At 62.0% G+C, this 25,356-nt stretch carries 24 protein-coding genes; 13 read left to right on the plus strand and 11 right to left on the minus strand.

Features of this window, described 5'->3' with window-relative positions; all coding sequences use genetic code 11:
- Positions 1-43: 43 nt before the first annotated feature.
- Complete coding sequence (locus ACI2KB_RS08810) at positions 44-991, minus strand: GlxA family transcriptional regulator (protein WP_404633452.1); 948 nt, start codon at positions 989-991, stop codon at positions 44-46.
- A 103-nt stretch (positions 992-1,094) separates the two neighbouring features.
- Between ACI2KB_RS08810 and ACI2KB_RS08815 the strand changes: the two genes are divergently transcribed.
- Positions 1,095-1,766, plus strand: coding sequence for a DUF1326 domain-containing protein (locus tag ACI2KB_RS08815; protein WP_404633454.1), 672 nt, complete (start codon positions 1,095-1,097; stop codon positions 1,764-1,766).
- A complete protein-coding gene (locus ACI2KB_RS08820) occupies positions 1,763-2,584 on the plus strand; it encodes a DUF2182 domain-containing protein (RefSeq protein ID WP_404633456.1) in 822 nt (273 codons plus the stop codon). Before ACI2KB_RS08815 ends, ACI2KB_RS08820 begins: the two co-directional genes overlap by 4 nt.
- A gap of 7 nt (positions 2,585-2,591) precedes the next feature.
- Here ACI2KB_RS08820 and ACI2KB_RS08825 read toward each other — a convergent pair whose 3' ends face one another.
- Positions 2,592-3,233 carry an HD domain-containing protein gene (locus ACI2KB_RS08825; protein ID WP_404633458.1) on the minus strand — a complete coding sequence of 214 codons (642 nt, stop codon included), beginning with the start codon at positions 3,231-3,233 and terminating at the stop codon, positions 2,592-2,594.
- Between the two features lie 118 nt (positions 3,234-3,351).
- Between ACI2KB_RS08825 and ACI2KB_RS08830 the strand changes: the two genes are divergently transcribed.
- A complete protein-coding gene (locus tag ACI2KB_RS08830) occupies positions 3,352-4,392 on the plus strand; it encodes a GlxA family transcriptional regulator (RefSeq protein ID WP_404633460.1) in 1,041 nt (346 codons plus the stop codon).
- A 91-nt stretch (positions 4,393-4,483) separates the two neighbouring features.
- Here the strand turns inward: ACI2KB_RS08830 and ACI2KB_RS08835 are convergent, their stop codons facing one another.
- The 6 genes from ACI2KB_RS08835 to ACI2KB_RS08860 all read right to left on the minus strand — a co-directional run bounded on the left by ACI2KB_RS08835 (position 4,484) and on the right by ACI2KB_RS08860 (position 11,986).
- Positions 4,484-5,254, minus strand: a complete 771-nt coding sequence (locus ACI2KB_RS08835; protein ID WP_404633462.1) for a class I SAM-dependent methyltransferase — start codon at positions 5,252-5,254, stop codon at positions 4,484-4,486.
- A 274-nt stretch (positions 5,255-5,528) separates the two neighbouring features.
- The gene (locus ACI2KB_RS08840; RefSeq protein WP_404633464.1) at positions 5,529-6,419 is read right to left on the minus strand and encodes a phosphate/phosphite/phosphonate ABC transporter substrate-binding protein; all 891 of its coding nucleotides are present in this window, start codon (positions 6,417-6,419) and stop codon (positions 5,529-5,531) included.
- Entirely contained in the window at positions 6,407-8,749 is a 2,343-nt protein-coding gene (locus ACI2KB_RS08845; RefSeq protein ID WP_404633466.1) for a putative bifunctional diguanylate cyclase/phosphodiesterase, read from the minus strand. The genes ACI2KB_RS08840 and ACI2KB_RS08845 overlap by 13 nt, the downstream gene beginning before the upstream one ends.
- An 80-nt stretch (positions 8,750-8,829) precedes the next feature.
- Positions 8,830-9,624, minus strand: coding sequence for an ABC transporter permease (locus ACI2KB_RS08850; protein WP_404633468.1), 795 nt, complete (start codon positions 9,622-9,624; stop codon positions 8,830-8,832).
- Positions 9,621-10,340 carry an ATP-binding cassette domain-containing protein gene (locus tag ACI2KB_RS08855; RefSeq protein WP_404633470.1) on the minus strand — a complete coding sequence of 240 codons (720 nt, stop codon included), beginning with the start codon at positions 10,338-10,340 and terminating at the stop codon, positions 9,621-9,623. The genes ACI2KB_RS08850 and ACI2KB_RS08855 overlap by 4 nt, the downstream gene beginning before the upstream one ends.
- A gap of 155 nt (positions 10,341-10,495) precedes the next feature.
- Entirely contained in the window at positions 10,496-11,986 is a 1,491-nt protein-coding gene (locus tag ACI2KB_RS08860) for an MmgE/PrpD family protein (RefSeq protein ID WP_404633472.1), read from the minus strand.
- Between the two features lie 112 nt (positions 11,987-12,098).
- On the opposite strand from ACI2KB_RS08860, the gene ACI2KB_RS08865 reads away from it, so the two are divergent.
- Positions 12,099-12,998: a LysR family transcriptional regulator gene (locus ACI2KB_RS08865; protein ID WP_404633474.1), complete on the plus strand. Its 900-nt coding sequence runs from the start codon at positions 12,099-12,101 to the stop codon at positions 12,996-12,998.
- 304 nt (positions 12,999-13,302) lie between these two features.
- On the opposite strand, the gene ACI2KB_RS08870 is transcribed toward ACI2KB_RS08865, so the two are convergent.
- A complete protein-coding gene (locus tag ACI2KB_RS08870; protein ID WP_404633476.1) occupies positions 13,303-14,208 on the minus strand; it encodes a LysR family transcriptional regulator in 906 nt (301 codons plus the stop codon).
- A 116-nt stretch (positions 14,209-14,324) separates the two neighbouring features.
- On the opposite strand from ACI2KB_RS08870, the gene ACI2KB_RS08875 reads away from it, so the two are divergent.
- Positions 14,325-15,188: an aldo/keto reductase family oxidoreductase gene (locus ACI2KB_RS08875; RefSeq protein ID WP_404633478.1), complete on the plus strand. Its 864-nt coding sequence runs from the start codon at positions 14,325-14,327 to the stop codon at positions 15,186-15,188.
- A 136-nt stretch (positions 15,189-15,324) separates the two neighbouring features.
- Here the strand turns inward: ACI2KB_RS08875 and ACI2KB_RS08880 are convergent, their stop codons facing one another.
- On the minus strand, positions 15,325-17,028 hold the full coding sequence (locus ACI2KB_RS08880) for an amidase (RefSeq protein ID WP_404633480.1): 1,704 nt from the start codon (positions 17,026-17,028) through the stop codon (positions 15,325-15,327).
- Between the two features lie 226 nt (positions 17,029-17,254).
- Here ACI2KB_RS08880 and ACI2KB_RS08885 point away from each other — a divergent pair, with 226 nt between their 5' ends.
- From ACI2KB_RS08885 to ACI2KB_RS08905, 5 genes are all read left to right on the plus strand, one after another.
- Positions 17,255-18,493 (plus strand): SpoIIE family protein phosphatase, encoded by a 1,239-nt coding sequence (locus ACI2KB_RS08885; protein ID WP_404633482.1) that lies wholly within the window; start codon positions 17,255-17,257, stop codon positions 18,491-18,493.
- Positions 18,494-18,495: 2 nt separating this feature from the next.
- Complete coding sequence (locus ACI2KB_RS08890; RefSeq protein WP_404633484.1) at positions 18,496-19,065, plus strand: SiaB family protein kinase; 570 nt, start codon at positions 18,496-18,498, stop codon at positions 19,063-19,065.
- A gap of 18 nt (positions 19,066-19,083) precedes the next feature.
- Positions 19,084-19,470 carry a DUF1987 domain-containing protein gene (locus ACI2KB_RS08895; protein ID WP_404633486.1) on the plus strand — a complete coding sequence of 129 codons (387 nt, stop codon included), beginning with the start codon at positions 19,084-19,086 and terminating at the stop codon, positions 19,468-19,470.
- Positions 19,471-19,484: 14 nt separating this feature from the next.
- The gene (locus ACI2KB_RS08900; RefSeq protein WP_404633488.1) at positions 19,485-20,240 is read left to right on the plus strand and encodes a GGDEF domain-containing protein; all 756 of its coding nucleotides are present in this window, start codon (positions 19,485-19,487) and stop codon (positions 20,238-20,240) included.
- Positions 20,241-20,388: 148 nt separating this feature from the next.
- Positions 20,389-20,868 carry a VOC family protein gene (locus tag ACI2KB_RS08905; RefSeq protein WP_404633490.1) on the plus strand — a complete coding sequence of 160 codons (480 nt, stop codon included), beginning with the start codon at positions 20,389-20,391 and terminating at the stop codon, positions 20,866-20,868.
- A gap of 9 nt (positions 20,869-20,877) precedes the next feature.
- Here ACI2KB_RS08905 and ACI2KB_RS08910 read toward each other — a convergent pair whose 3' ends face one another.
- Positions 20,878-22,041 (minus strand): acyltransferase family protein, encoded by a 1,164-nt coding sequence (locus ACI2KB_RS08910; protein WP_404633492.1) that lies wholly within the window; start codon positions 22,039-22,041, stop codon positions 20,878-20,880.
- A 358-nt stretch (positions 22,042-22,399) separates the two neighbouring features.
- On the opposite strand from ACI2KB_RS08910, the gene ACI2KB_RS08915 reads away from it, so the two are divergent.
- From ACI2KB_RS08915 to dgoD, 3 genes are all read left to right on the plus strand, one after another.
- Positions 22,400-23,413, plus strand: coding sequence for a 2-dehydro-3-deoxygalactonokinase (locus ACI2KB_RS08915; protein WP_404633494.1), 1,014 nt, complete (start codon positions 22,400-22,402; stop codon positions 23,411-23,413).
- Position 23,414: 1 nt separating this feature from the next.
- A complete protein-coding gene (locus ACI2KB_RS08920; RefSeq protein WP_404633496.1) occupies positions 23,415-24,047 on the plus strand; it encodes a 2-dehydro-3-deoxy-6-phosphogalactonate aldolase in 633 nt (210 codons plus the stop codon).
- A gap of 68 nt (positions 24,048-24,115) precedes the next feature.
- On the plus strand, positions 24,116-25,264 hold the full coding sequence (dgoD, locus tag ACI2KB_RS08925; RefSeq protein ID WP_404633498.1) for a galactonate dehydratase: 1,149 nt from the start codon (positions 24,116-24,118) through the stop codon (positions 25,262-25,264).
- The last annotated feature ends 92 nt before the right edge of the window (positions 25,265-25,356 follow it).

The raw sequence follows: 25,356 nt of genomic DNA on the forward strand, positions 1-25,356 counted from the left end.
AGTTTCCGAGGGATTCGTGCCAGTTCGCGGTCAGCGCAGTCGCCTAGGCACGCCTCACGCTGAAGCGCCTGCGGTACTCGCCCGGCGTCAGACCGGTGATGCGCAGAAAGACTTTGCGAAACGCCCCTGCGTCGGTGTAGCCCACTTGCCAGGCCACGGCTTCGGCGGGTTGCGTGGTGAACTGCAACATCTCGCAGGCCTTGCCTACGCGCAGGCGCTGGCAGTAATCGACGGCAGTCAGGCCAGTGGCCTTGCGAAAGCGCCGCAGAAAGGTGCGCTCTTCAAGACCCGCATGCCCGGCCAGCGCGGCGAGAGCCGTGTCCTTGGCGCCGCCCGCTTGCAACCAGTGCTGAACCTTGAGAATCGCCGCATCGCCGTGGGTCAGGTTCGGCGAGAACGCGCTGTAATAGCGCTGTTCGCGACCGGGCGGGTCCACCAGCAGGTAATGCGCAGTCTCGGCCATGACCGTTGCGCCGAGAAAACGATCGACGAGTTTCAGGCCCAGGTCGATCCACGCCATGATCCCGCCCGCGCTGATCAGGTCGCCGTCGTCGATGATCAGCTTGTCGATGTCCAGATTTACCTCGGGAAAGCGCTGGCGAAACAGCTCGGCGTGGTCCCAGTGGGTGGTGACCGAGCGCCCCTCCAACAGGCCGGTTTCGGCCAGCAGGAACGCGCCGCCACACACCGACGCCAGAGTCGTACCGTGGCGATGGTGCTTGATGATCCACTCGACAAAGAGCGCGGCTTCCCCAGCCGTCGGCGGCGTGGCGATTTTCGGCGCGAAGATCAGCACAGAAGGCGAGGTCAACCCCGTTTCATCGTCCGAGGGCAGGCGTTGCGTCACCCGCAGAAACGGACCCGCTTGCGCGTGGTGGCGGGCGGCAAAGTGGTCGGCGATCTCGAACAGATCGGTCAGGCCGAGCAGGGCGGCCTGCTGAGCGCCGGGGTACGGCACGAGGCCTATTTCAATCGGAGCGAGGTGTGTCATGTGTCGATACTGACCCTGAGAATGTCGATTTCGCCACTGATGATGTTCTGCCCGGTGCCCGATGATGTCCAGACAATTTATCGGACCATCAAAGGAGCAAGCGATGAGTGATTCCGTACCCCAAAAGGCTTCGATTCCCCCTTGGCGCATTGCAGGCGAATGGCTCGACGTGTGTTCCTGCAACTCGCCATGCCCCTGCACCTACGCGCAACCGCCCACCGGCAACCACTGTGAAGTGCTGTGGGCCTACCGGATCAACGAGGGGCATTTTGGCGAGACGCCGATGGCGGGCCTGAAAGTGGTACTCCTGGCCAACTTCACCGGCAACTTGTGGGACGGCGCGTGGCTCGACTGCGGGTTTTTCTTCGACGCGACAGGCGATGAAGCGCAGCGCGCAGCGATGGTGGCGATTTTCACCGGGCAGGTCGGCGGCTGGATGACCCAGTTCGTGCCGACCCACGTGCGCGACGTTCGCGGCGTGGAATTCGCCGACATCTCGGTGGACATCGAAAGTACCCTCGAGCACTGGCGCGTGACCGTGGAAGACAAAGTCGAGGCCAGCGGCAAGGCCATGAGCGGGCCGACCTCCGACCCGAGCAAGCGCCTGCAAAGCTACAACCCGCCGGGCAGTGAAGTGGGGCCGACCTCGGCGCCGGTCACCTGGGGTAAAAGCGTGGCCGGGCGCTGGAAGGCCTTCGGCTTCGATCAGAACATTCCGGCCGGGCAGGCCAGCAAGCACATTCCGTTCGACTGGCAGGGGCCGGACGCGCCATGATCAGGACCTTCGTTTCTGCATCGCGCTCGCTGCTTGGCGCGCGTCCTTCGGTCTCGGGCTGGAGCATGATCATCGTGGCGCTGAGCATTGCCGCGTGGCTCGGCACCCTGATGTTCATGGGCGGCATGGATGAGGGGCCGGGTACGCCGCTGCACCGGCTGCCGGTGTTTCTCGTCGGTTGGGTGGTGATGCTCACGGCCATGATGCTGCCTTCGGAACTCAACTACATTGGTGCCCTCGTGGGGATGTTGCGCGGGCGCGGTGTGGCGCCTGCGATCCGCGTAAGGCGCGTGCTCGGCTTCATCGGCGGTTACGGCATGGCGTGGCTGGTTTACGGGCTGATCGCTTTCACGCTGGATGGGCTGGTGCGGTTCGTCAATCCTGACGTCATTCATTGGAATCGCGCAGGTCCATGGCTGGCCGGTGCGGTGCTGATACTGGCGGGGATGTATCAACTGTCAACGCTCAAACACGCATGCCTCAAGGGCTGTCGATCACCGTTTTCCTTCTTTCAACTGCACTGGCGGGCAGGGAATGGCGGAGCCGTGACCATGGGTTTTCGCCATGGCCTGGTGTGCGTCGGCTGTTGCTGGGCGCTGATGGCAGTCATGTTCGCCGTGGGAGTCATGAGCCTGACGTGGATGGCCCTGTTGACGCTGTTCATGTTTGCCGAAAAGGTCCTGCCCAATGGTCGCAGGCTGGCCATGCCGATTGCGGCTTTTTTGCTGATCATGGGCGGATGGATCGCAGTGTCGCCAGACACCGCGCCACTGCTTCAGGACCCCCTGATGTTCGAAGGGTATTGCCGCAATCTTTGATCTCCACTCAGCTGTCGAACGGCGCGTTGTCGATCAGGTCGCAGACGTTCGGGCAGTCGAAACCGTGAATGTGGCGGCGCCCGACGTCAGCCAGCCCCGTGCCGATGGCGGTGTGGGGCTTTTTGCGTGCGACTTCGGCGACGGCGGCTGTGAATGCCGCTTTCATGCCCAGACGCGGGTACAGCGCCAGGGTGTCATCGATCAACGACGGGGTGATTTCCTCGATGAACAGACCCATCACGTCAACGTGAGCGCCCATGAAAATCAGCGCGATTTCCGGCTGTTTGCGCTCGGCGATCCCGGCGCTGGAGTGCAGAGCGATGGCGTCCCAGACCAATTGTGCCTTGGCGTCCGTGTAGCCGTTGTCCAGCAGGAACCGGCTGGCGGCATTGGCGCCGTCGACCTCGAAACGCTGATCGGCGGCGAACTCGGGCGTCAGTCCCAGATCGTGCATCAAAGCCGCCAGATAGACGACTTCCCGGTCGTATTTCAGGCCGCGCTTCTGGCCCAGAAAGTCCGCGAACCACCAGCTACGATGAACGTGGTTGAGCATGGCTTTGGAATGGACGCGCGCGACCAGCGATGTTGCCTTGCGGGTCAGCGCCGAGTCGGGGGCGATGATGCCGCCGACGGAAACGGGAGTGTTCATGTGTGCTTACCTGAGAAGAGTGGATCTACCCCTAATCTAAGGATTCAACGCTGTCGGAATTGACCATTTTCAGTTGATTCGTGACAAGATGCCGCGTTGCCAAACGCCGGAGCCCAACGTGAAAAAACACAACGACACTCGACCGCGCCTTGTCTCACGGCCACAGAAACGGGTGGTGATTCTGGGGCTGGCCCCGGTGAGTGCGCTGGACGTGATCGGTCCGGCCGAGGTGTTCACCTACGCCAACCGGCTGTGCATGGGCGATACGCCGCCGTATCGACTGGAGCTGATTTCGTCGACCGATAACGTGCACCTGCGCAGTGAAACCGGCATCGGCCTGATGGCCCACAAGACGCTGGCTCAGGAGCGTCTGGACAGCCCGCCCATCGACACTCTGATCGTGGCCTCGGGGGCCAGGTCCGTGTTGGCGCTGGACCGGGAGGCCATTGCCTGGGTCGGTACGCGGGTCGAGGGGGTGCGGCGTGTCTGTTCGATCTGCGTCGCCGCATTCGCACTGGCCGCAACCGGCGTGCTGGACGGGCGGCGCGCGACCACGCACTGGGCCAAAGCCCATGAACTGGCGCAGCAGTACCCCAAGGTGAACGTCGACGCCAATCCGATCTGGATCAAGGATGGCAACGTCTACACCTCGGCGGGGATCTCGGCGGGGATCGATCTGGCCCTGGCGCTGGTCAGCGAGGACTTGGGCGACGACATTGCCATGGAGATCGCGAAGAACCTGGTGTTGTTTCTGCGGCGTCCGGGCGGCCAGGCGCAGTTCAGCGTGACTCTGCAATCCCAGCGCGCTGCCGGCTCGGGGCTGGAAGACCTGTGCGTGTGGATCAGCGAGCACCTGCACCGCGAATTGACCGTGGAAATGCTGGCCGATCGCATGGCCACCAGCGTGCGTACGCTGATCCGCCTGTTCCAGAAAGAGTTGCAGACCACCCCGGCCAAATATGTCGAAGACGTGCGGCTGGAGGCGGCCTGTCGTGCGTTCGAAATGGGCGGGCGCTCCATGGAGGAAATCGCCCGCCGCTGCGGTTACAACAGCATCGACGTGTTGCGTAAAGCCTTCGTTCGGCGCCTTGGCGTCACACCTCGGGAGTACGCGCAACGTTTCGCCCCGCAAAGTCCGGCGGTTCGGACCTACGGTTGAGACGTCACACGCTTACGATGTCGAGGGCCGCCCACGGTCGGTCGCCGGTTAAGACCTTACTGCGAATGATCTTCACGGCGTGTACCTGGGTTCAATCCAGCCGACGGCACAGGTAGGCTTGGGTCTGGTAGGGGAAATCAACCGTCTCGTGACCGCGCAGCGCCGGGTGGGTCTGGATCAGTTCCCGCAGTTGCCGGGTGACTTCGGCTTTCTCGGCGTCGGGCAGTGCGGCGATGAAACTCACCGACAGAAAGCGATTCATGATCACCGTTTCTGGCGATCCGCTGTGGCTGTAGCTGAAGCAGGTCAGTTCGGGTTGCGCGAAGTAAAGGCCGTTGAACGGGCGGCGCCACTGGCCGGTGTGAAAGCGCGGCGTGTCGCCCTCGTAAGGTGTGATGATGCGAGTGATTTCGGCCACCCAGTCTACCGACTCGTCACGCACGTTCCAGACCAGCCCCAGACGTCCACCGGGCTTTAGCACCCGATGGATTTCGGCCAGTGCCTGTTCGTTGGCAAACCAGTGAAAGGCCTGGGCGCACAGCAACACATCGGTGCTGCGATCGGCCAGGGGCAATGCTTCGGCGGTGCCGCCGACAATCGGGGTGTGCGGTAAGCCTTTGGCGAATTCCTGACGCATTGGCTCGACGGGTTCCACGGCCTTCAGGTGATCGGTTAGTGGCACCAGCAGGCGGGTGAACTTGCCCGTGCCAGCGCCAAGGTCAACCACCGACGATTGCTCATCGATATTCAGCGTGTGCCTGAGCCAGTGGCTTAACTCATCGGGATAGTCTGGCCGCCCTTGGGTGTAGGTGCCAGCTTGCGTCGAAAATCCCACCTGCGCTGCTTTATGGACGACAGACATGATCGGCAATCTCCTTCATGGAAAGGGGGCGGGGGCAGTATGGGCCAATCGGGGTTATAGATCAGCGTTGATGGCGGTTTCTGACGCAATCTTCATTGGGATGCTGCTTCTTGAATTCGTCTGCAGTGACAGCGCAGTGTTTGGGCCGGACGCGGTCTTTGTGGGTGATTTCATGTTGTCTGGTCAACCGCCTTCGCCAGCAAGCCGGCTCCCACACCTATCACGCCGAATCCAGATCTCGTTTTCGACGCTGAACCTCTGGGCCCTGACCCCATCACTGCACGCCAGGCAGGCCCTGCATCATGCGCAGCAACGGGGCGTATTCGGCATGACTGACCGGCACGATGCCGGACGCTTTCTGCGAATCGAGAAAGGTCGCCAGCCCTTGCTGGTCATTGAGCATCGCCGCGCGCACTTTGTCTTTCAGACGTGAACATAACGTGCCGCTGAATACGAAGGGGTCGTAATAAATCGGCTCCGAGCGCCAGAGGATCTTGAAGGTGTCGCGCTGGATCAGGCCGTTGGTCAGGTACTCGTCAGCCCGCACGCTGGAAACGAACGCAGCGTCGGCCTTGCGGTTGATCAGCGCGTCGAGGGATTTGTCGTGAGAACCCGAGTAGGCAATCGCCGCGAAGAACTGCGCGAGGGGCATGCCCACTTCTTCGGAAAATTCAGCATTGGGAATCACGCTGCCGGACGTGCTGGCCGGGTCGGTGAGGATCACCCGTTTGCCGCGCAACTCCTTGAGGTTGCTGGCGACCTCGGGGCGCGCCAATAGCAACGCCTGATAATGATGCCCAGCGGGGGTGAAGAAGCTGTGGGCGATGGTCAGGCTGGCGAACGGCTCGATGCGCGGGTCGCGCTGATACGCCAGCATGTAGGACGCAGGCCCCAGCCACGCAATGTCCACGCCGCCGGAGACAATGGCGTCTACCACGCTTTCATAGGACGAGGAGGGCACCACTTCCACTGGCAGGCCCGTGGCAGCGCTCAAGCGGTCGAGCAAGGGTTTTTGCTCTTGAAGCAGCTCGTCCATGCTCTTTTTGGGAATGACCGCGATGCGCAGGCTTTGCTGGGCACATTGCGCCCGGGCGCTGTCAGCGAGGAAAACCGCCGTCAGCAGCAAACAGGCGAGTGCAGCGGTGAAGGTTCTTACTGCACGCATGTGTGTTCCGTGGCATCCATGTGGGCGGCTTCCATGAAGGGGGGATATTCGGCCAGTTGCTCCGGGGCCAGCGGGCGCGCGAAGTGATAGCCCTGTGCGACGTCGCAACCGGCAATTTTCAGGCACACCACCTGCTCGCGGGTCTCGACGCCTTCGGCCACAACCGTGAGGCCCAGGCGTTTGGCGAGGATGATGGTGGACGACACGATGGGGCTGTCGTCCGGGCTGTTGGACAGCGGCGCGATCAGGGTTCGGTCGATCTTCAGTTTGGTCAGCGGCAGCGATTGCAAATGGGCAAAGCCGGCGTAGCCCTTGCCGAAGTCATCGAGGCTGATATTCAGCCCGGCGTCACGCAGGCGTTGCAATTGCTCGATGGCGCGACCCTCTTCATCGAGCAGCGTCGTCTCGGTGATCTCCAGCTCCAGCCAGTGCGGTTCGAGGTTGTGTCGAAAGAGTTTTCGCAGGACCCGATCGCTGAAGTCCGCCTGATGCAACTGAATCGCCGAGACGTTGACCGCCAGCCGCAATTCGCGCCCCTCGGCGTGCCAGCAGGCGAGGGTTTCGCAGGCCAGCCGCAGGACTTCCCAGCCCAGTTCGATGATGAAGCCGCTGCGCTCGGCCAGCGAAATGAAGCGGTCCGGGTACAACAGGCCGAACTCGGGATGTTCCCAGCGCACCAGCGCTTCGTAGCCGTCGACGACCATCGAGTCCAGCCGCACTTGTGGCTGGTAGTGGAGCACGAACTGGCGTTCGTTCAGGGCATTGCCGAATGCCTGCTCCAGAATGAATTCCTCGACGTCGGCCACGTTCAGCGAGGGGTCGAAGAAGCGGTATTGGCCCCGACCGGCGCGTTTGGCCGAGTACATCGCCGCGTCAGCGCTGCGGATGAGGTCTTCGACGTCCTGACCGTCACGAGGGCAGATGCTCACCCCCACGCTCGGGCTGGTGCTGACTTCGTGCTCGCCCAGCGAGTAGATCGCCGACAGTTTCTGCACCAGCGAACGGACCCAGGCGTCAATCTGGTCCTCGGTGCGTTCGCCCGCCAACAGCACGACGAACTCGTCACCGCCAAAGCGTGCGGCCTCGTCATCCGGCTCCAGCAAACGCTGAATACGCCCGGCCACGGCTTGTAACAGCATGTCGCCGACCTTGTGCCCGAGGGAATCGTTGATCGATTTGAAGCGGTCCATGTCGATGAACAGAATCGCCATCAATCGGCGTTTGCCGCGCTGGGTCGACAGCGTGCTGGCCGCGACTTCGAGGAATTGGCGGCGGTTGTGCAGGCCGCTCAGGTGATCGGTGGCGGCGGCGTGGCTGCTGCGACGGTGTTCGTCCTCAAGGCGATCGATCAGTTCCTGATTGACCTGCTGCGCCTGCTCCAGCGCGTTGAAGGCTTCTTGTCGCTTGCGCAACACGCGAAGGGTCCAGATCAGGCTGCCGAGGATCAGCAGCGTCATGCACAGGTTCAGCCAGAGCTGGCGCTCGTAGGTCAGACGTGACGAGGCGAGGATTTCATCATGGCTCTGACTCACCATCACACTGAATCCGCGCTGGGGCACGCGCAGGTACATGCTTTGGTACTGATGGGGGCCGCCGCGCTGGATCAATGTGCCGGTCAGCTCGCCATTGTCGGTCAGTTCCGGCGTCATTGGCACGCCCGACACCACGACGCCGCTGTTGCTGATGCGCAGGCGTTCGTGGCCGCTGCTGTCGATCAGGCGCATCAGGCCGCTCTGTCCCAGATCGATGTGCTCGAACAGCGCTGCGAGGTAGCCCACGTCCAGTTGCACCACCAGAATGCTGTCCATCTTGCCGGTGGACGAATCGACCAGTGGCAATAGAAACGGCAGGCGCCAACTGGGCAGCGAGGCGTTGAGCTGCGAGGCCAGCGCGTTGGGCAGCAGCGGTTTGAAACCGTACTGTTCGGCGTGTTGTTGCAGTTGCGCCAGCCACTCGGGCGGCAATTGGCGGGGCTCGTCGAAGTGGCTGGCGGAGAGCAGGGTGCCGTCGCTGCCGTACAGGCTCATGCGCTTGAACACCGGGTCTTCGGCGAGCATGCGCACCACCCCGCGATGGCGCTGGCCGAGGTCGTCCATGTCGCCACGGGTGACCCGACCGATGGCCTGTGCGCGGTCGACCAGTTGGCGCAGGTTTTCTGCCGCGATGGTCGCCAGGTTCAGGTGTTCAGCGGATTTGGCCGCCAGCGCTTCGTGATTCGACGTGGCTTTCTGCTGGGCGTACAGCGCCCAGAGAAACACCAGCGTCGCCGCACACAGCGTCATCAGCAGCCATTGCAGGAAACTCAGGGAGGAGAACGATCGGCGGATCACTGCGTGAAGCTCCTGCCGCGAAGTGATGGCAGAATAATACTGGTTTGTGACAGACGCGTGACCAGCCGGTCGCCGGATTTTCAGTGGCGCATCACCAACCGATGGCTCATGAAGCGATGATCCGCCGAGAACAGCCGCCGAAACGTCAGCAATACCGCGCACACCGTGCCCAGCGCCGAACCGGCAGCGATCAGGAACATGATCACGATCTGGTAGCGCACCGCGTCCACCGGGTTTTCCCCGGCCAGCACCTGACCGGTCATCATGCCCGGCAGGCTGACGATGCCGACCACGGTCATCTGGTTCAGGGTCGGCATCATGCCCGCGCGCACGGCCTGTCGTGCGGCACCTTGAGCGGCTTCCCAGCGAGTGCCGCCTAACGCCAAAACCATCTCGATGGTATTGCGCCCCGATACCAGTTCCTGGGTCATGCGCTCGATGCCCAATGACACGGCCGTCAGCGTATTGCCCAGAATCATCCCGAGAATCGGAATCGCGTATTGCGGCTCATACCACGGGCGAATGCGGATGATCACGAACAGCCCGATGGCCGCCACCAGCCATGAACTGCTCCACACCGCCGCGATGCTGTCGACCAGTTGGCCGGTGTAGGTGCGCTTGCCTCGACCCGCTGCCGAAGCCCCGGCAATCAACGTCATCAGGCACATCAGCGGCAGCACGATGTACCACTGAGCGTTAGCGAACACCCAGCCGAGCAGATACCCGATGGCCAGCAATTGCACCACGGTACGCATGGCCGCCAAGAGTAACTGGCGCCCAAGACCCAGTTTGAGCAGCAGTGAGAGGGCGCCGTTGATCAGGATCAGCGTGGCGGCGATGGCAAGGTCCAGGGACGTCAGGTTCTGATAGTTCATGCACTGGCTCCCTGAAGCACGCCCTTGTTCATCGTGAGGTGGCGGGTGCTCATGCGTCTGGCCTGTTCAGGGTCGTGGGACACCCAGACATAGGCCCGCGAGCCTGCCCCCGCGTTGAACCAGTGCAGTACCAGCGCTTCAACGGCTGCTGCCGATTGTGGGTCGAGGGCGGACGTCGGTTCGTCGAACAGCATCACCTGAGGGGCCAGTTGCAGCGTGCGCACCAGCGCGACGATCTGCGATTCGCCGCCGGAAAGATCGGCCGCGGACTTGTTCAGGAACACCGGCTCCTTGCCCGCCTGGGCCAGTAGATCGCTGGCGTGCTGGCGATCGAAGGTTCGGCCCTTGAGGCTCTTCAGGCTGTAGGGGAATTGCAGGTTGTCCAGCACCGACCCCTCGATCAAGGCCGGACGCTGCGCGAGGTAACTCACGCAGGTGCGGTAGTGGGGAATGGCATCGTTGGTCAGCGTTTGCTGTTTCCAAAGCAGGTCGCCGCCGCTGGGGGCGTCGAGCAGCGAGAGGGTGCGCAGGAAGACACTCTTGCCGGAGCCGGATGAACCGGTGATCGCCACCTGATCGCCGGGCATCAGTGCAAAGTCGGCGGGTTGCAACAGGAGAGTGCTGCCGCTGGGGTCCAGACGGCTCAAGTGCCTGACTTCAAGCAGGGCAGGGGTTGAAGTGCTCGACGACACGGGGCTTCCTTCTGGGCGGGGCATTGAAACGTCGTGCATTATTGCCCGGCCCGGGTGGCAGAGACCATCATGGTGTTGAGTGCATGACTGATGATCGGTGCTTGTAGCAGTCCGGCTTGCCGGCGGTGGCGTTATTGAGGACGCCACCGCCGGCAAGCCGGACTGCTACAAAAGAGCTGCTAAACCACCGCCGCTTTGGCGATGTCTGCCGCGCTCGCCAGTTTTTCCACCGACCAGCAGGTCTCGATCAGTTTGCGCACTTTTGCATCCGGCAACACGCCCTTGGCCAGATCGGTGAACTTGGCTTCCAGTTGCTGATCGCTCATCGGCACTTCCAGGCTGCCAATGGCGTGCTCGATGAATTTATGCAGCGTGCGGCCATCCTTCAGGGTGATGGTCATGTCCACCTGCTCCGGCTTGATCGCCGGATCGATCGTGGCCGTGACCTTGTCGCGCAGGGCGATGACGTTCGGGTCGTTCACCGCGCGGTCGCTGTACTGCCGCTCGCCCGCCGCGCCTTCGATGATCGCCACGGCCACCGAGTGGTAGATGCTGAACTTGCCTTCCAGTCCGATCTTTGGCGTTTTCTTGCCGGTCAGCTCGATCACCAGCGGGTGCACTTTGAGGTCGACGCGGGCGATTTGATCGGCGGTGAGCTTGTTTTGATTGCGCAACTGGATCGCGGCGTCCAGCGCCGGATGAATCACGATGCCGCAGGCGAAGGGCTTGTAAGTGTTCAGCGCCGACTCATAGCGTTGACCGAGACCTTCGGTGATTTCGCGGTAGTCCTGTTTGGTGCTGATGGTGTTGGCCCAGCCACGCTTGGCCTCGATCATGCCGTCGGAACTGGTGTAGTTCTTCGCCGCCAGCAGCGCTGCGAACAGGCCATTGCTGGCGGCACGCCCCGGATTGAAGCTCTTGTTCATCGAACCGAACGATTCGCGCAAACCCACCGGCTGAGACGCCGCCAGACCCAACGCCCAGACCATCTGCTGCTCGTTCAGGCCGAGAATCTTCCCGGCTGCCGCCGCCGCGCCGAACACCCCGGCAGTCCCGGTGATGTGCCAGCCAACATCGTAGTGATTGGGGTACACGGCGTTGCCGATCCGGCACTCGGTTTCCACGCCCAATACGACGGCATTGAGAAAATCCTTGCCCGACACCGGGTGGTATTCCGAGAGGGCGAGAATCGCCGACACCACCGGGCCTGCCGGGTGAATGATGGTTTTCAGGTGGGTGTCGTCGAAGTCGAAAATATGACTGGCCACGCCGTTGAGAAACGCCGCGTTCATGATGTCCAGACGCTCAGAACGGCCCAGCAGACCGGCTTGTGGCGGGCCGGAAAACGGCTTCAGCGCCGACAGGGCGCGCTCCACGGTTTCATGATGAGAACCGCCGACCGCCACGCCGACCCAGTTGAGCAGCGTGCGCGTGCCTTCCTTGCGCACGTTGGCGGGCAGGTCTTCATAACGGGCATTGACCAGGTAGTGCGCCAGCATCCGGGTTACCGGTTCGGGGGCCGCGGCTGCGGGCTTCATGGCGTCTCCCTGAGGTGCGTTGTTGACGGGCTCGCCTTGCGCCAAGGCAGGAAAGGACAGGCCGGGCGCAGCAGCGGCGACCGAGGCGATGGCGCCTGCCTTGAGCAGTCCGCGGCGGTTGATCGTGGTCATGAGGGTGCGTTCCTTCTATTTATGATTGTCGGTTGCACGTGCCGAGGGGCACTCCTCGATCATGAAGCAGCGGTGGTAGCATTTGAATTGCAACAATCTGATGGATCTATGCATGCCAAACATGAATCTGGAAATGAGCGACCTGCGCGCCTTCGTGGCCGTGGCTGAGCGGGGCACCTTCAGCGCCGCAGCGCTGGACCTGCATCTGTCGCAACCGGCGTTGTCACGACGTATTGCCAAGCTGGAAGCGAAAATGGGCATGCGCCTGATCGAGCGCACCACGCGGCGGGTCGACCTCACCGCCTTCGGACGCGAGTTCGCCCGCAAGGCGCGGGACATCCTCAACAACCTCGATGAGTCCCTGATCGGCCTTGGGGACGTCGCTGGACGTATGAGCGGTGAAGTCACGGTCGCCTGTGTACCCTCCGTGGTGCGCTACTTTCTGCCGCAGGTCCTGCGCACTTTTCACGGGCAATACCCGCGTATCGTCATTCGCATCCTCGATGAAGGCGCCAGTGACGTGCTGTCGAGCGTGGTGCGCAGCGAGGCGGATTTCGGCCTGAATTACATTGGCGTGCAGGAGGCCAATGTCGACTTTCAGCCTGTATTGAAAGAGGCATTCGTGGTTGCTTGCCGTCGGGATCACCCTTTGGCTTCACGCCAGCAGGTCAGTTGGAGCGAGTTGCAACAGTACGACTACATGAGCGTCGCGAAAGCCAGTGGCAACCGCTTGCTGTTGGACCTTGCCCTGGCAGAAAGCCCTGAACTGCCCCGTTCGTTCTGTGAAGTGCGCCATGTCATGAGCGTCGTCAGCCTGGTGGAAGCTGGCGTCGGCATCGCTGCCGTTCCACGTCTGGCCATGCCGGATGATGACCACCCGATTCTCGTCAGTGTCCCGTTGGTCGACCCGGTGGTCAGCCGCAGCGTGGGGCTGATTCGTCGTCGGGGGCGGGTGTTGTCAGCGGCGGCGCAGCAGCTTTACGAGATGATTGAGGCGCGGGGGCGGGGGTGACGGTGTCTTCCCGAGAGAGGCGATTGCGGTAGAGGGACCGGGTAATGACCCAGTCCAGCGCTCCCAGCAGCAGAAAGCCACTGGCCAGCACCACCTCGAAATGTGCGACTGGCGGAGAACTGAGTTGAGTAGATACCGGAGTTTCGCGCTGATCTTTGCTAATGCAGTTCTGGCAAACGCCAGACTTATTTTTCTTTCGGCCACTTACCTGGAATAGCCCTGCCGTCCGGCATGCTGGCGGTAGCGTCCGTGAGATCGCCGCCGCCGGCAAGCCGGACTGCTCCAGAAGGGCGCGGCGACGGTACTAGCCGCTTTCCTGCTGCTTGATGAAATCCACAAACGCCCGCAACGGAGACGGCAGATATCGCCTTCCCGAGTAATACAGAAACGGCCCGTTGAACGTCTGCCACCACGGCTCAAGCACCGGCTCCAGCGCGCCGCTGTCCAAGTGTGGGCGCAACCAGTCTTCGAACAGGTAAACCAGGCCAAGTCCGTCGATGGCGGCCTGTATGGCAAGGTCGACGCCGCCCGCGATGTTCACCAGCAGCGGGCCTGTGGGGTCGATGCTGATGACGTCTTCGCCCCTTTCGTATTCCCACAAGGGCACCCAGCCACTGGGAAATTTGCCTCGCAAGCAAGCGTGGTCGAGCAGGTCCCGAGGATGGTTCGGGCGGCCTCGGGCGTTGAGGTACGCCGGGGACGCGGCGGTGGCGAAGCGTTGAAAACGCGGGCCGATGGGTACGGCAATCATGTCCTGTTCGATGCGGTCGTCGTAGCGGATGCCCGCATCACACCCGGCGGCGAGCATATCGACGAAGCTTTCCTCGACGATGACTTCCATTCGGATGTCCGGGTGGGCCTGCAAAAAGGGGGTGATGATCGGGGGCAGCACCAGGCGCGCAGCGCTGGCGGGGACGTTGAGTTTCAAGGTGCCGGAAGGGCGGTCGCGGAAATCGTTGACCACGTCCAGCGCCGATTCGACTTCACCGAGGGCGGGCACGATGCGTTCCATCAAGCGCACTCCGGCTTCGGTCGGCACCACGCTGCGGGTGGTGCGATTGAGCAGTCGCACGCCAAGGCCCGCTTCGATGCGTCGCACGGCATCGCTCAGGCTGGAGGCCGATTTGCCAGTCAGACGCGCACCCTCACGGAAGCCGCCTGCTTTGACCACGGCCACGAAGGCCATCAGGTCCTGAATATCCGCTGCCATGATTCTGCGCTCCGCATTGTTCGGTCAGCCGTACAACCTGTCCCGATTGCACCCGATTATCGAGCGACGGGTCAACGCCTATAGTGGCCGGACACCCGTTGAGAGAGGCAAACGACATGAGCGACCCCCGCAAAGCAGGTACTTTCCAGATCGGTGACCGGACCGTGAATCGCATGGGTTATGGCGCGATGCAACTGGCTGGCCCCGGCGTGTTCGGCCCGCCCAAGGACCCCAAAGCGGCTGTTGCCGTATTGCGCGAAGCGGTGGCGCTGGGGGTGAACCACATCGACACTTCGGACTTTTATGGCCCTCACGTTACCAACCGGTTGATCCGCGAGGCACTGCATCCGTACGCCGATGACCTGACGCTGGTCACCAAAGTTGGCGCGGTTCGGGGTGACGATGCTTCGTGGAACCCTGCGCAAAGCCCTGCCGAGCTGAAACAGGCGGTGTACGACAACCTGAGCAATCTGGGGCTGGAGGTGCTGGACGTGGTGAATTTTCGGGTGTGGGGCAACCTGCATTCGCCAGGTGAGGAATCCATTGCAGAAGGCTTTACAGCGTTGGCCGAACTGCAACAGCAGGGCTTGATTCGTCATCTGGGTTTGAGCAATGTCACGGCCAGGCAGGTCAAGGAGGCGCAGGGCTTTGCGCCGGTGGTCTGCGTGCAGAACCACTACAACTTGTCCCATCGCGCTGACGAGCAATTGATCGCCGAACTCGGCAAACAAGGCATCGCCTATACGCCGTTTTTTCCGCTGGGTGGTTTTTCACCGCTGCAATCGGACGTGCTGGCCAGCGTCGCGCAGCGCATGGGCGCCTCGCAACTGAACGTCGCGCTGGCGTGGCTGCTGCAAAGGGCGCCGAACATCTTGCTGATCCCGGGCACGTCATCAGTGGCGCATTTGCGGGAGAATCTCGGCGCGGCGGGGTTGAAGATCCCGGCCGATTTGTTGGCGGAGCTGGATGCGGTGGGGTGACAAGGCCTCGCAGAGCGCATCTATCTCGGAGTTGCACGAACATTGTGGGAGCCGGCTTGCTGGCGAATGCGGTGCATCAGTGGGCGTCAACCGGCACTGACCCAACGCCTTCGCCACCAAGGCGGCTCCCACAGGATTAGCTCAGCGCAGGTGTCCGTGGCGGGATCATGCGCTTGCTCCCCGTCGACTCAAACGCCGCCGCCAATTTCAACAACGCCGAATCATCATAAGCCCGCCCCGCAAACGTCAGCCCCACCGGCATGCCGATGTCCGGCATCACGCCCATCGGCACGGTCACGGTCGGTACACCGAGGTGGCGGATGGCGAGGTTGCCGTTGGCGACCCACACGCCATTGCTCCAGGCGATGTCTGCTGATTGAGGGTTGACGTCCGAATCGGCTGGTGCCACGTCCGCCACGGTCGGGAACAGCACGGCGTCCAGGCCCAGCCCGTCCATCCAGTCTTCCAGGTCCTGCTTGCGGGTCTTTTCCAGACCGCGCAGGCCGTCGGGCAGGGTGGAAATCTCGTTCCACGGTGTGATGCCACGCTCGGCCATGCGCACGTATTCGTCCATGCCAGCGGCCAGATCGCCCTCGCGGTTGGGCAAGGTGCCGGGGTCGTGGGGAAAGATTTTCGGCCCGTCGACGTCCACCAACCGGTTCAGCTTCGGATCACCGTTGGCACGCAGGAAATCATCGAAGGCCCAGGCACTCAGGTCCCACAATTCGTGGTGCAGGAATTCCTTGGAGACGATGCCGCGATTGAACACGGTCGGGGCGCCGGGACGATCGCCTTCGCAGTTGGAAACCAGCGGGAAATCCACCTCGATCACTTCTGCGCCTGCCGCCTCAAGCGCTTTACGCGCCTCTTGCCACAGACCGATCACCGAAGGACGGGTATTGATGCGTTGCCCGGTCGGGCCACCGATGCCCGGTGCTTCGCTGGTGCCTGCTTCTGCGTCAGCGTTGATGTACATGCGTGGGATGCCCAGACGTTTACCCGCCAGTGCATCCGACTTCACCAACAACTCGCTATAAGAAGCGGGGCGCACGGACGCAACGGGTGGAATCGGCACCCAAGGCTGCAAGCGCCACAGGTCGCCACGGGTGTCGGTGTCTTCGGCAACGACCACATCGAGCACTTCCAGCAGATCGGCCATGGTCCGGGCAAACGGCACGACCACGTCCATGGTCGGCGTCAGCGGCCAGTTGCCGCGCACCGAAATGACCCCGCGCGACGGGGTGTAGGCGCACAGGCCGTTGTTCGACGCCGGGCCACGTCCGCTGGACCAGGTTTCCTCGGCCAGACCGAACGCCGCGAAGCTGGCCGCTGTCGCAGTGCCCGCGCCATTGGACGAGCCAGAGGCGAACGGTGCAGTGAGGTAATCGGCGTTGTACGGGCTTTCCGCACGGCCATAAACGCCGCGCTGCATCCCGCCATTGGCCATCGGCGGCATGTTGGTCTTGCCCAGACAGATCGCCCCGGCAGCGCGCAGGCGCTCGATGGTGAAAGCGTCGCGATAGGCGATCAGATCGGCGAAGGCCGGGCTGCCAGACGCGGCGGTCAGGCCCTTGACCAGATAACTGTCTTTGGCGGTGTAGGGGATGCCATCCAGTGGGCCAAGGGTTTGACCGGCTGCGCGACGAGCATCAGCGGCTTGCGCCTCTTGCAATGCCTCGGGGTTACGTACGACCACGGCGTTGAGTCGGGTGTCGGTGTCCGGGCCGTCGTACGCGTCGATACGGGCCAGATAGGCCTGAACCAGCTCGACCGAGGTGGTCTGGCCGGACGTCAGCGCCGCGCGCAGGTCGGCAATGGAAACTTCGGTGACTTCGATCATGCTGCCACCGCTGCGAGGGGAGTCTTGAATAGGCTGTTCATGGTGCTTTCCGTTTCATGGCGTGCGCTTCGTCAAATGGAAGCAGCAGGCTGTACGTGTAATCCGCGAACGGTATTTAACACCAAGTCACGCGCCGGAGGCAGAGGCGGTTTTTTGTGCTGTCTGTAACATCATCTTAACATCACGCTGCTACGGTGCTCGCTTTGGTCTGGCGTGGTAGCGCGGCATGCAGGCAGAACATTTCACTTTTTCGCGGCCAAAGCTGCCCCGGGATCATCGCTGTGCCGGTGATCTATGCAATGAAGTACCCGGCATCGAGTCGGACAGCTCCAACCATCGCGTCATGGAAATCTTCAGCGCCCATCGCGAGCGTGCGTGTCTGGCGGTACTGGAAGGCGACCGGCCGATCGGCCTGATCAACCGCAACATCTTCCTGTCGCAGATGAGCAAACCTTTTCATCGCGAGCTGTACGACAAGAAAAGCTGCATCGCCTTCATGGACAAGGAGCCGTTGATCGTCGATGCGCAGATGAGCATCGAAGAGCTGACCTTCAAGACCGTGGAGTTCGGTGAGAAGGCGTTGGCCGACGGCTTCATCGTCACCCGCAACGGGCGCTTTGCCGGGCTGGGCAACGGCCTGGAACTGATGGCGGTGGTGGCGGCGATGCAGGCCGAGAAGAACCGCCAGATGATGCAGAGCATCGAGTACGCCAGCGTGATTCAGCGCGCCATGTTGCGGGCGTCCCGCGAGGCGCTGACCTCGACGCTGAGTGATGCCTCGCTGTTGTGGGAACCACGGGACGTGGTGGGCGGTGACTTTTACCATTTCAGCGCGTACCCCGAAGGCTGGTTCGGTGCTATCGCCGACTGCACCGGCCACGGTGTGCCGGGGGCGTTCATGACGCTGATCGCTTCGTCTTCATTGACCCAGGCCCTGAGCCAGATCGGCCCACAAGACCCGGCTCGGTTGCTATCGGCAGTCAACCGTAGCGTCAAGGAGCAACTGGGGCAGGTCGACGGTGGGGACGGCACTCCGGAGTCCGATGACGGACTGGACGCTGCCTTTTTCTGGTTCGACAACGCCACCCGTACCCTCAGCTACGTCGGGGCTCATATGGCCCTGCACGTTCTGCATCCCGACGCCCAGCAGCTCGAAACCCTGCCCGGCCAGCGCATGGGCGTGGGGTACGTCGGCAGCGATTTCGATTACCAGTGGTCGGTCAGCACCGTGCAGATGCAGCCGGGCAGTCTGATGTTCGTGGCCACCGACGGCCTGATCGATCAGATCGGCGGACCGAAACGCATCGCCTTCGGCAAGCGCAAGGCGTTCGACGCGTTGCTTGAACACCGCCATCAGCCGTCGACCGCGATCTGCGAAGCCATGCGTCAGGCGTTGGCCGTGTGGCAGGCCGAGCAGAGCCGTCGTGATGATTTGACCCTCTTTTGTGCCCGGCTTCAGGAATGACCATGTTTAATTCAGCCACCGCTCAGCAGGACTGCACGTTTTTCGATCTGGCCCAACAGCGCAACGTGATTTTCTATCACATGGGCTATTTCTCCCATCACATCGTCTCGGCGATGGCCGAGGTGGTGAAGCTGCAACTGGAAATCTCCGGGGTCAGCGGTCCGACCCGACGCAAGCTGTTCTCCTCGTTCGTCGAGCTGTCGCAGAACATCATCCATTATTCCTCCGATGCCTTGAGTGGCACCCAGGCTGAAGAGTCCGGGCTGCGCCAGGGCGCGGTGTGCATCAGCACCGACGGCGAACGTCATTTGATGCTGTGCGCCAACCCGATTGCCACCGCCGACATCGAACGCCTGCGAGAAAAGCTCGAACCGCTGCGCAACATGACCATTGAAGAAATCAAACAGGCGTACAAAGTCACCCTGCGCGCCGAAACACCTGAAGACAGCAAGGGCGCAGGCCTCGGTTTCCTGACCATGGCCCGCGATGCCAGTGCGCCGCTGGAATTCGATTTCCATCCGCGCGCCGATGACCCCGACACCACGCTGTTTTGCCTTAAAGCCACTATCTGAATTGAGCGATGCTTAGCCATGGACAACTTCTACATTGAAGCAACGGCCACCTCGCCGGAGATCGACTTCCGTTTCGACCAGAACCTGCTGTCGATGAAAGGTGAGTCGTACCCGGAAAACGCAGCGGCTTTCTACGCGCCCATCGTCCAGCAACTGCGCACCTATCTGGCGAGCAAAGAAGGGGCGACGATCACCGCCAATATCGCGCTGGCCTACTTCAACAGTTCCAGCACCAAAATGCTGTTCAGCATTTTCGATGCGCTGGACCAATCGGCCGAAGCGGGTAACGGGGTCGAAGTGAACTGGTATTACGAACAAGAAGACGAAACCATTTTCGAGTTCGGCGAAGAGCTGAAGGCCGACTTCACCTCGATCGTCTTCAATGACCGTCCCATCACGACGTGAAGAGGGTATTGGACATGGCAGCTTCAGTGGCTTCGCGCAGCATTCCCAGCGACCCGGCCCCGGACTTGTTCACCAGCGAGGCAGAGGCACTTGAAGAGGTGCGCTCGGTGCTGGCGCTGCCGGATGCTGATGCACACGTCTATCGCCAGTCGCTCTCGGGGCTTGCGACCCATTACGAGCGCCTGATGCGTGAAACTCGCCGTTTGATCGGGCGTAGCGACCGTGCCGAGCGCGAGATGAACGCCCTCAACGCTCAACTGCAAACTCTGGCGCGCCAGCTTGAATACCGCGCGACCCACGACGCACTGACCGGGGTGCTGAACCGGGGCGCGATCATTGATATGACGGCTCAGGCGCTGTTGCACAGTGGTGCGGTGCTGATCGTGCTCGACATCGACCATTTCAAACAGGTCAACGACGAGTTTGGTCATCCGGCGGGGGATGCGGTGATTCAGGGGATTGTGGGTTGTTTGCGAAGTATTGTCGGTGAGAACGGGGCCATTGGTCGGGTGGGCGGGGAAGAGTTCACGGTACTGATTCCGGCGGGGACGCTGGAGGAGGGTGTGGCGTTGGCCCAGGCCATGCGTCAGGCCATCGCCGATCATGTGTTCGGCGATCCGGTGAATCGGGTGATCACCGCCAGCTTCGGCGTCAGTGCCAATCCGCAGGGCACGGGGTTCGACATGGCCTATGGGCGGGCGGATACGGCGTTGTACCAGGCCAAGCGTACGGGGCGTAATCGCGTTGAAGTGGCGGCCGAGGGCCAGTGAATCCTTGATAGCTGCGTCCGAGCTTATATAGCAGCATGGCTTGCCGGCGGTGGCGTATTCCGGGTCCCTACCGCCGGCAAGCCGGACTGCTACAGGTGCTGTGGCAGCTACACTGCTTACTCCATCCTCCCGGCTCTGGAATAGTGAAATGGTCAGCAAAAATACGATCTGTCTCTGGTACAACGGCGACGCAGAAGAAGCCGCCCGCTTTTACGCCGCTACCTTTCCGAACAGCACGGTGAACGCTGTACACCTCGCGCCCAGCGACTACCCGTCCGGCAAGGAGGGCGACGTATTGACGGTGGAATTCACCGTCATGGGCATCCCGTGCATCGGCCTCAATGGCGGGCCTGAGTTCACACACAGCGAAGCATTTTCGTTTCAAGTCGCGACGGACGATCAGGCCGAAACCGACCGCTTGTGGAGCGCCATCATTGATAACGGTGGCCAGGCCAGCGTCTGTGGTTGGTGCCGGGACAAATGGGGGCTGTCATGGCAGATTACTCCCCGCATCCTGACCGAAGCCTACACCCATCGGGACAGGGCAACGGCCAAGCGCGCTTTCGAAGCGATGATGAACATGACCAAGATCGACATAGCCGTCATCGAAGCCGCCATGAAAGGCTAAAGCCCGCGCTCAAGCCTGGGCTTGCGGCGGGTCGTCCTTGCGTCGGCGAAACAGCGTGCCACGCTTCCAGTGCTTGCCGAAGCGAATCCCCGGCGCCTCGATGTAGCAGTGAGTGATCATCGAGACCACGATCACGGCCACCACCACGAACAGCATCAACAAGTTGTCGTTGAGCGCGCTGCCGGTGCTCAGGTAACGCACCATGACCCCGCTGGTCTCGCCCGGTTTGTCTAGCAGCAGCGAGATCCCCGCGAATTTCGACGCGAGGGTCAGAGCTGTCGCCAGCACGAAAATCACCGCTGCGTGGGTCAGGTAGATCGACAGCCAGAGTTTGCCCAGCGCCGGAAACAGCCGCAGGCTCAACAGCTGCGAGACGATTCCCGCTTCGTGGGAAAAGATCAGGATGGCCGCGCAGAACAGCAGCCCCAATTCAACGGTCAACGGGCCGCCCCCCTCGGTCATCACCCAGAAGATTGCCGCCAGAATGGCGACTTCCAGCACGCTGGACACCCATGGCCCCGGCGCCGAATCGTGTAGACGCACGTACAGGCGATAGGTCATCGCCCCTGCAAAGAAACACGATATCCCCCACAGCACGTTGCGCGGAATCAACGTGAATTCCAGATACAGCGCCACGAACGCCAACACGGCCAGAACCAGAAACAGCTTGCGCGCGATACCCGGCAACGAGAACAGCAGCAGGCCGAAGATCATCCACACGTAAAACTCGACGCTGATCAGCCACGACGGGTAGTTGAAGGAAAGGGCGTTGAACGTCGGCCACCACGCCTGGATCAACAGCAGATTGGGCAGGATTTCCCTCGGTGCGCGGTCGCCGCTAAACGCCGGATAGCTGAGCGACAGGCCATAGCGCTCCAGCACCAGCTTCAGGCATTCGAACCCGATGAAGAACAGCAACACGGCGACATGCAGCGGCATGACCCGACAGGCGCGGGTGACCATGAATTCACCCAACAGGCGAGGGGTGCCCAGGTGGCTGCTGTAACGGCGATAGATCAAAAAGCCGCTCAACGCGAAGAAGAACCCGGCGAACTGGCTGGCGTTCCGGAAAAACGAAAGCTCAGTGATGCTGCGTTCAATGTGCGAATGATGAACGATCAGGGCCACTGCGCAGAGGCCGCGAAAACTGTCGAGCACGAGGAATCGCTTCATCTTACGGGTCCTTTTGTAGATGAGTGTAGACGTTGGCTGGTCGTGAGCTATCAAGCGTGAATACGCGCTGAAGCCGTCGAAAAAACAGGCAGGAAAAGGGGCGGGGAGGTTACCACCTTCGGCACGAAAGGCTGATGAGCGGTGGTCATGGCTTGTAGGAATGTGGGCGCCAAGTGCGTTGGAGTATGCCCTAGCGCTTGAAGGTTCTACCACCCGCGTTTCGCGAGACCCATTGTATATTCGTCGCAAATCGTAAATATCCCAATATATGGGATATTTATTTACATATTGAGAAATTTGTAGCGCCAGGTTTATAGTTCGCCCCGCATTCACTCATTAATAACAATCAGGTGAAGCCATGCAGGCGCAATTGATCGCGCTCGACTGGGGGACGACCTCCCTTCGCGCGTATCGGCTCGGCGAGAACGGCCGGGTACTGGAACAACGCTCGCTGAGTGCGGGCATCATGCAACTGCCTTCGACGCCTCGGCCGATTGCCGGGCGACTGTGCGCGGACGGATTCGAACTGGCCTTCGACGAGGCCTGCGGTGACTGGCTCGATGCTGGGCCGCATGTGCCGGTGATTGCCTGTGGCATGGTCGGCAGCGCTCAGGGCTGGCGCGAGGCGGTCTATCAGGTAACCCCGGCCAGCGTCAGTGCGCTGAGTTCGGCACTGGTAAGCGTGCGCAGTCTTCGCGGTGTGGACGTACACATCGTGCCTGGCGTGTTGCAGCGCTCGGCACTGCCCAATGTCATGCGCGGCGAAGAGACCCAAGTGCTTGGCGTGCTCAACGCCTTGCCCACCCATGACACTCAATCCCTGTTGATCGGCTTGCCCGGCAGCCACTCCAAGTGGGTGAGGGCGGTGGACGGGCGCATCGAACATTTCGACACCTTCATGACTGGCGAGGTCTACGCCGCGCTGTCCGCTCACACCATCCTCGGGCGCACGATGCAGCGCAGCGAGGCCTTCGATTGCGCGGCGTTTGACCGGGGCGTGGCGGTTTCGCGCTCCTCTGACGGCGCTGCCGGGCCGCTGTCGACCATCTTCAGCACCCGGACGCTGGGTCTGACCGGTGTACTGTCCGGCGCGCAGCAGCCCGATTATCTGTCTGGCCTGTTGATCGGTCATGAAATCGTCGCGTTGAAGCAACTGCTGCCACAGGCCGACGCCGCGCTGCCTGCGGTGATTCTGATCGGCAGCGGTCCGTTGCTCGAACGTTACCAGCGCGCGCTGGACGCCAACGGTTTCCCGCAGGTGACCCTTGCCGAACAGGCCACCGAACGTGGCTTGTGGCAGGTCGCGCTACAGGCCGGTCTGATTGCCCCTCTTTCCGTGGCCGCTCCCCGGCCCCAACACGTCGAGAACTGACATGCTCAAGCAAGCCCTCGCGCAAAACGGCCTGGTCGCGATCCTGCGCGGCCTGCGCCCCGAAGAAGCCATCGCCATTGGCGAAGTCCTGTACGCCGCCGGTTTTCGTGTCATCGAAGTGCCGCTCAATTCCCCCCAGCCGTACGACAGCATCCGCTTGCTGCGTCAGAGCCTGCCCGCCGATTGCCTGATCGGCGCCGGTACGGTGCTGACCCCGGAGCAGGTGCGTCAGGTGAAAGCGGCGGGTGGTCAGGTGATCGTCATGCCTCACAGCGATCCCGACGTGCTGCGTGCGGCCAAGGCCGAGGGGCTGTTGCTGTCGCCAGGCGTCGCCACACCGACCGAAGCCTTCGCTGCGCTGGCCAACGGCGCCGATGTACTCAAGCTGTTCCCGGCTGAGCAGATGGGGCCTGCCGTGGTGAAAGCCTGGCTGGCAGTGTTGCCTGCGGGCACGTTGCTGCTGCCGGTGGGTGGCATCACGCCGGACAACATGAAGGTGTTCCTGGAGGCGGGCGTGGGCGGTTTTGGTCTGGGCTCGGGCCTGTTCAAGCCGGGCATGAGCGCCAGCGATGTGGCTGAGCGTGCCAAGGCCTATGTTGCGGCCTGGAAGCAGTATCGCCCGGTCGGCCAATGATGATGATCGGCGGTCGTTCTTGAGACGCCGCTTGCGGACTACGTGACTTCGAATAAGAGAGAGACAAGATGAAAATCACCAAACTGACGACCTTCATCGTGCCGCCGCGCTGGTGCTTCCTGAAAGTGGAAACCGACGAGGGCGTGACCGGCTGGGGCGAACCTGTGGTCGAAGGCCGTGCCCACACCGTGGCCGCTGCCGTGGATGAGCTGTCCGACTACCTGATCGGCAAAGACCCGCGCAACATCGAAGACATCTGGACCGTACTCTATCGCGGCGGCTTCTACCGCGGCGGCGCGATTCACATGAGCGCCCTGGCCGGTATCGACCAGGCCCTGTGGGACATCAAGGGCAAGGCGCTGGGCGTGTCGGTCAGCGACCTGCTGGGCGGCCAGGTGCGCGACAAGATTCGCGTGTATTCGTGGATTGGCGGTGATCGTCCGGCTGACACGGCGCGAGCGGCCAAGGAGGCTGTGGCCCGTGGCTTTACCGCTGTGAAGATGAACGGCACTGAAGAACTGCAGTTCCTCGACACCTTCGACAAGGTCGACCTGGCGCTGGCCAACGTCGCCGCCGTACGCGATGCGGTCGGCCCTAACGTCGGCATCGGTGTGGATTTCCATGGCCGTGTGCACAAACCGATGGCCAAGGTGCTGATGAAGGAACTGGATCCCTACAAGCTGATGTTCATCGAAGAGCCGGTGCTCAGCGAAAACTACGAGGCCTTGAAAGAACTGGCGCCGCTGACCAGCACGCCAATTGCGCTGGGCGAGCGTTTGTACTCGCGCTGGGACTTCAAGCGTGTGCTGAGCGAAGGCTACGTCGACATTATCCAGCCTGATGCCTCCCACGCAGGCGGCATCACCGAAACCCGCAAGATCGCCAACATGGCCGAAGCCTACGACGTGGCGCTGGCGCTGCATTGCCCGCTGGGGCCGATCGCGCTGGCGGCGTGCCTGCAACTGGACGCGGCCTGCTACAACGCGTTCATCCAGGAGCAGAGCCTGGGCATTCACTACAACGAAAGCAACGACCTGCTGGACTACGTCAAAGATCCACGGGTGTTCGATTACGAACAGGGCATGGTGAAAATCCCGAATGGTCCGGGTCTGGGCATCGAAATCAACGAAGAGTACGTCAAGGAACGCGCCGCCGTCGGCCACCGCTGGCGCAACCCGATCTGGCGCCATGCCGATGGCAGCTTTGCCGAGTGGTGATCTGATCCTCTGATCGTTCCCACGCTCCGCGTGGGAACGATCAACACTTCAAAAAAATACACACGACCTCAGACAACCATAAAAAGAGGCAC

This window comes from Pseudomonas sp. NPDC088444 (assembly GCF_044900175.1).
Classification (GTDB): Bacteria; Pseudomonadota; Gammaproteobacteria; order Pseudomonadales; family Pseudomonadaceae; genus Aquipseudomonas.